This is a genomic window from Pseudomonas sp. ICBG1301 (assembly GCF_016918385.1).
Taxonomy (GTDB): Bacteria; Pseudomonadota; Gammaproteobacteria; order Pseudomonadales; family Pseudomonadaceae; genus Aquipseudomonas; species Aquipseudomonas palleroniana.
The window spans coordinates 72,773-78,772 of the sequence record NZ_JAEKGB010000018.1; the positions used below are offsets into that span (position 1 = coordinate 72,773).

The window sequence follows — 6,000 nt, forward strand, 5'->3', positions numbered from 1 at the left end:
GCCGATACAGACAATCCGCATCTGATCAAATCTATCCGGTCTTGCCCGCATGACGGCGCCCCACGGATTCAAGCCTGTGTTCGGGCACACCGAGCCTGAGCGAGGTGCCGAGTGGTGGGGCAAGGACCTTTTGGTTACTTTTGGGTCCTTCCAAAAGTGACCCGCTGTAAGAGCGGAACCATAAGCCGCCGTTACCGCAGCAATGGATATGTACGCGATCTACCTAACATCCCGGTCGGCTGACAAACCGCCACGGGAGCAAGCTCCCTCGCCACAGGTTTCAACCTGGCACAGATACCCCGGTTGTCGCAGTGCCACCAGCCTCTGAGAGTCACTAGAGAATGACGGCCCCGATCAACCCACACACCACACCCACCAACATGGTCAACCCGGCCACCGTCACCAGCACCCGTGCATCGAAGTCTTTGCGCAGCATCAGCAGTGACGGCAGGCTCACGCTCGGCAAGGTCATCAGCAAGGCCACTGCCGGGCCGGTGCCCATGCCGAGGGTCATCATGGTTTGTACGATAGGGATCTCGGCGGCGGTCGGAATCACGAACAAGGTGCCGACAATCGCCAATGGCACCAGCCAGAGCAGGCTGTTGGCCATGGCCCCATCCACATGGGGGAACAACCACACTCGCGCTGCGCCCAGGATCAGTACGGCCAGGATATAGACCGGGATGGTGCTCCAGAACAATTGCCACAGGGTGCGCAGCCAGCGGTTCAGGAACGGCTGCGATTCGACGGTGCTGACCTCAGAAACCGCCTCCAATGCGGCATCCGGCACTTGCTCCGGTCGCGCAATGCGCTGGGCCACCAGCGACACGCCCACCACCAGCACAATCCCCGCCACCAGGCGCAAGGCCGTAAAACCCCAGCCCAACACAAAGCCCATGAATACCAGGGTGGCCGGGTTCAGCACCGGGTTGGCAATCCAGAACGCCAACGCCGCTCCCACCGATACTTGCTGACGGCGCATGCCTGCCGCCACCGGCGCCGCGCAGCAACTGCACATCATCCCCGGCAGTGCGAACAGCCCGCCGCGCACAGTCGATCCCAGCCCGGCCTTGCCAAACAGGCGCAGCAGCCAGTCGCGGGGAATCAACACTTGCAGCAGCGAGCCGAGAATCACCGCCAGCACCGCCGCTTTCCAGATGGCCAGGAAATACACCTGCGCATACGCCAGCGCGGCCATCAGCGGCGCGGTTTGTTGATCGTTGAGGATTGACGCACCAATGCTGTGGTTATCCGCTGCCACGAATGCCTTGAAGTAGTAGGGCGACCACTTCACGTAGTACAGGCCGACGCAGGCAACCAGGAGGAACAGGGCGGGTTTCCACCAGAAAGACCAGCCCCGGGCGGGCTGGGTAGACGTGAGGTTGGGCATGCTGATGATCCGAAGCTGAGTCAATAGCGGTGCATCATACGCCCTCAGATGTCAGCGCTCACCTGGGTGGCATCCGGGCAGGTCTGCTGGCCATTGTTCAAGCCCTGTTGGTAGTTGCGGCTCAGCAACGACGCTTTGCCGTTGTGCCAGGTCAGCGTCAGCACATACAACGTGTCGTAGTCGTTGCCGGACCAGTCGTGGGCGATGGTGTACTTCGAGCCCACCGCTTCGCTGGCGACCTTGTTGATCAGTTCCGGCAGGTAGCCATGGGACCAGGCGGTGTAGATGATCGAGTTGTGGTACTTGTCTTCCACCAGTTCGTCGGCGAGGGCGCTGGTGTCGTTGGCGGAGAACTTGATATTCACCGGCAGGCCGAGCTTGATGGCGCTGGGGCCGATGGTCATCAATGGACGAATGTAGCTGTAGGAATTGTCATGCTCACCTTCCTCGACATTGCGCGTCGGGTTGGAGGCAAACACATAGTTGGCCTTGCCGAATTTTTCCGGCAACACGCTGGCCAGGTTCATCGCGCGGTTGAGGCCCTGGCAGTTGAGCTGGCCCAGGCCGCCGGCAGGCTTTTCACCATGGCGCAGGAACACCAGCGTTTGCACGCCATCCACCGGCCCGGCATTGATGAGCGGGGATTCGAGGACCAAGCCGATTGCTCCGCCGAGTAACAGCAATGATGGCAGTATGTACGTGTAGCGTTTGAATCGTTGCGCAAGGCGCAAAGGTGAAATGGTCATTGTCAGTTCGAGTCTGCTTTCAACGTTTTGGCGCACGTAAGAGTGCATTTTGGCGCGTTGGTTCGCCTGCGCGGCAGCCTAGCTTGGCTATGTTGCGTAATGATGACCCATGCAGGGCGAGGCCCGGATGACTATGATGGGGGTTTTAAGCCTGGGAATTTTCCGATGAATGCACTTGCCGCTTTCCCGATCAACAGCAAATGGCCCGCCCAGCATCCGGAGCGCCTGCAGCTGTATTCGTTGCCGACGCCCAACGGCGTCAAAGTGTCGATCATGCTGGAAGAGCTGGCTTTGCCGTATGAAGCGCACAAGGTCAGCTTCGAGACGCAGGACCAACTATCCCCCGAGTTCCTGTCCCTGAACCCCAACAACAAGATCCCTGCGATCATCGACCCCAATGGTCCGAGCGGTCAGCCGTTGGCGTTGTTCGAGTCCGGCGCGATCCTGATCTACCTTGCGGAAAAGACCAGCCAACTGCTGTCTGAAGACCCGGCCACGCGCTATGAAACGATCCAATGGTTGATGTTCCAGATGGCCGGTATCGGCCCGATGTTCGGCCAGGTGGGCTTTTTCAACAAGTTTGCCGGCCAGGCTTATGAAGACAAGCGCCCGCGTGACCGTTACGTCGCGGAGTCTCGGCGCTTGCTGGAGGTACTGGAAAAACGCCTGCTGGGCCGCACCTGGATCATGGGCGATGACTACAGCATTGCCGACATCGCCACCTTCCCGTGGATTCGTAACCTGATTGGGTTCTACGAGGCGGGTGATCTGGTGGGAATCGCCGATTTCCCCAACGTGTTGCGTGTGCTGGACGGGTTTGTGGCGCGCCCGGCGGTGATCCGTGGCCTGAGCATTCCTGGCTGAGCCCTGAAGAGTTGAATATGCGGACTTTCGATTTCAAGCAATTGGATGTATTCAGCGGCGTGCCGCTCAAAGGTAACCCACTGGCGGTGGTGCTGGCCGCCGACAGCCTTACCGATCGGCAGATGGCTGACTTTGCCAACTGGACCAACCTCAGCGAAACCACCTTTTTGCTGGAGCCGCGTGATGCGCGGGCCGATTACCGGGTGCGGATTTTCACCACCCTCACTGAGCTGCCGTTTGCCGGGCATCCCACGCTGGGGAGCTGCCATGCATGGCTGCAAGCGGGGGGCCTTCCGAAGGGCGAAGAGATCATCCAGGAGTGCGAAATCGGCCTGGTGCGGATCCGACGTCGAGGCAATGAGTTGGCGTTTATCGCACCGCCATTGTTGCGTTCCGGTTCGGTTGACGCCGCTCTGTTGGAGCGCGTGCGCCTGGGGCTCGGTTTGACCCCGGAGGCGATTGTGCGCAGTCAGTGGGTCGACAATGGGGCGGGATGGATGGCAGTGATGCTGGCTGGGCGCGACCAGGTACTGGCCTTGCAACCGGACTATGCGCAACTGCAGGGCTTGGCCGTGGGTGTGATTGCTCCCTGTGACCCTGAACATGATCCGGTAGACACGCAATTTGAAGTGCGCGCTTTCATCGCCGGTGATGGTGCTCCGGAAGACCCTGCCACCGGCAGTTTGAATGCCGGCGTGGCTCAGTGGCTACTGGGTGAGGGCCTGGCGCCCGAGCGCTACGTGGTCAGCCAAGGCACGGCCATCGGGCGAGCGGGGCGCATTTACGTTGAACGCCAAGGCGCTGAAATCTGGATCGGTGGCGCGGTGACAGGCTGTATCGACGGACGCGTACAGCTCTAGATCAATAAATTGTTACGCGCCACGCAATACACTGTTGGCCCCTTGGCGTTTGTGCTGCCGGGGCCTCGGGGCATAAGCTTTGGCCCCAAAGATTTTGCTTCTACTGTTTTTAGCCTTCAGCCAGGAAAACCATGACCAGCCAGTTCCCACAAGCCCGTCCACGCCGCCTGCGCCGCTCTGAGCAGTTACGCGGATTGTTCCAGGAAACCGAATTCACCCTTAACGACTTGGTATTGCCCATTTTCGTCGAAGAAGAAATCGACGAGTTCGTGCCGATCACCAGCATGCCGGGTGTCATGCGGATCCCCGAGAAGAAACTGGCCGGTGAAATCGAGCGCTTTGCGCGTGCCGGGATCAAGTCGGTGATGACCTTCGGCGTGTCTCATCATTTGGATGCCGATGGCAGCGATACCTGGAAGGAGCGTGGCCTGGTTTCGCGCATGTCCTCGATCATCAAGGACGCCGTACCGGAAATGATCGTGATGTCCGACACCTGCTTCTGTGAATACACCGACCACGGCCACTGCGGCGTGATGCACGGTGCCCACGTCGACAACGACGCCACCCTGGCCAACCTCGGCAAGCAAGCCGTGGCCGCCGCCCGTGCCGGTGCCGACGTCATCGCACCGTCGGCGGCGATGGACGGCCAGGTCCAGGCCATCCGCCGTGCCCTGGATGACGCAGGCTTCACTCACATCCCGATCATGGCCTACTCCACCAAATTCGCCTCGGCCCTTTACGGCCCGTTCCGCGAAGCGGGCGGCAGCGCGCTCAAGGGCGATCGTAAAAGCTACCAGATGAACCCGATGAACCGCCGCGAAGCGGTACGCGAATCCCTGCTGGACGAACAGGAAGGCGCGGACGCCCTGATGGTCAAGCCAGCCGGCGCTTACCTCGACATCATCCGCGACATCCGCGAAGCCTCACGCCTGCCGGTGGCGGCTTACCAGGTAAGTGGCGAGTACGCGATGATCAAGTTCGGCGCACAAGCCGGAGCGATCGATGAGGCGCGAGTGGTGCGGGAGACGCTGGGGTCGATCAAGCGTGCCGGGGCGGATTTGATTTTTACGTATTTTGCGATGGACCTGGCGTTGGCGGGGATCTAAGGGGACTGCGCAAGCCTGTGACGGGGGAGGTTGCTCCGCACAGGTTTGTTTTGCTTAACTTCGAACCTATGTAGGTTCTCATTTTGGTGAGCCTAAATAAATTCGCCTATTTCTAGTTTTGTGACGAGGAAGTAATTAAATGCTTGTTGGATATAGGTGGATTTTGGTCGCTTTTAGCTCGACAAACCCGGACTTCTGAGTGGGTAACTCATCAAGCTCAATAAGGACTATTGAGTCTCCGAGCTTTAGTGCTGTCCATTCGCCATCTGGGTTCTGGATGATTTGAGCCGTTATTTGGGTAAGGCCGTTTATAATATTGATTTTTGGGGTCTTACGTGAGGAGGGGATGATGTTTTTCCCCCAAGTAAAAACCTCATCCAAATCGAGTTCGACATCCTGCTCCTCGCCGATAGCTGGTGAGATACCCATCCATAAAGCGGTGCCACTTCCTACAGGCGAGTAGAAGGACACACGTATAGTGTTCGCATCAGAAATTACTTCGCTGACTCGTATCTTCATTTCACTTCTTCGGTAGTGGAACTCTTACAACAGTGTTATCCACATTCATAGTGTTGGACTTAAGCTCCAACGTCCATGTCTCTTCATGATAGTGGTGTTTGCTTGATTTGCTGTTCATCTCATGAGATCCATAACGAATACTTCTCTTAGCGTCATTGGAAACTATCCTGTCTCGATCAGGCTTACCGGTGCGTGGATTTGTGTTCGTATGAGGCTCTGGCCCTAAAAACTCCTCCCACTTCCGGGTTGCCTCCTCCGGTTTAATTGATTCATGGGCATAAGTTTCCTTGTGATACCCCATTGCAGGCGGAGTGTTTGAAATCGAAGGACTGGATGGCTCATCACTGATCTTTGTCTTTGTGCTTGGGTCTTTAGCTTTGGTGGCCGATTTGCACCCATCCCCACCAGGACACGTGCTCAACCCGAGCGGATCCACCCACCCCGTAGGATTCGGCACATACTGGTACGCATTGATCCCACCCGCCAGCTTCACCGGATCCGGCGTCAGGTACCGA

The 6,000-nt window shown here is 58.3% G+C and carries 7 protein-coding genes; 3 read left to right on the forward strand and 4 right to left on the reverse strand.

The window, feature by feature from the left end; genetic code table 11:
• Positions 1 to 334: 334 nt before the first annotated feature.
• Both JBE38_RS27365 and JBE38_RS27370 read right to left on the reverse strand, forming a co-directional pair.
• Positions 335 to 1,390, reverse strand: a complete 1,056-nt coding sequence (locus JBE38_RS27365; protein ID WP_205345585.1) for a permease — start codon at positions 1,388 to 1,390, stop codon at positions 335 to 337.
• Positions 1,391 to 1,434: 44 nt separating this feature from the next.
• Positions 1,435 to 2,136: a hypothetical protein gene (locus JBE38_RS27370; protein ID WP_060752441.1), complete on the reverse strand. Its 702-nt coding sequence runs from the start codon at positions 2,134 to 2,136 to the stop codon at positions 1,435 to 1,437.
• Between the two features lie 165 nt (positions 2,137 to 2,301).
• Between JBE38_RS27370 and JBE38_RS27375 the strand changes: the two genes are divergently transcribed.
• From JBE38_RS27375 to hemB, 3 genes are all read left to right on the forward strand, one after another.
• Positions 2,302 to 3,000 (forward strand): glutathione S-transferase N-terminal domain-containing protein, encoded by a 699-nt coding sequence (locus JBE38_RS27375; RefSeq protein ID WP_060752442.1) that lies wholly within the window; start codon positions 2,302 to 2,304, stop codon positions 2,998 to 3,000.
• A 17-nt stretch (positions 3,001 to 3,017) separates the two neighbouring features.
• Positions 3,018 to 3,860 carry a PhzF family phenazine biosynthesis protein gene (locus tag JBE38_RS27380; protein ID WP_205345586.1) on the forward strand — a complete coding sequence of 281 codons (843 nt, stop codon included), beginning with the start codon at positions 3,018 to 3,020 and terminating at the stop codon, positions 3,858 to 3,860.
• A 131-nt stretch (positions 3,861 to 3,991) separates the two neighbouring features.
• Positions 3,992 to 4,966: a porphobilinogen synthase gene (gene hemB, locus JBE38_RS27385; protein WP_060752444.1), complete on the forward strand. Its 975-nt coding sequence runs from the start codon at positions 3,992 to 3,994 to the stop codon at positions 4,964 to 4,966.
• Between the two features lie 135 nt (positions 4,967 to 5,101).
• Here hemB and JBE38_RS27390 read toward each other — a convergent pair whose 3' ends face one another.
• Positions 5,102 to 5,485, reverse strand: a complete 384-nt coding sequence (locus tag JBE38_RS27390; protein WP_205345587.1) for a hypothetical protein — start codon at positions 5,483 to 5,485, stop codon at positions 5,102 to 5,104.
• 1 nt (position 5,486) lies between these two features.
• Positions 5,487 to 6,000: RHS repeat-associated core domain-containing protein (locus JBE38_RS27395; RefSeq protein WP_282959547.1), on the reverse strand; the 514-nt coding region annotated here is incomplete at its 5' end.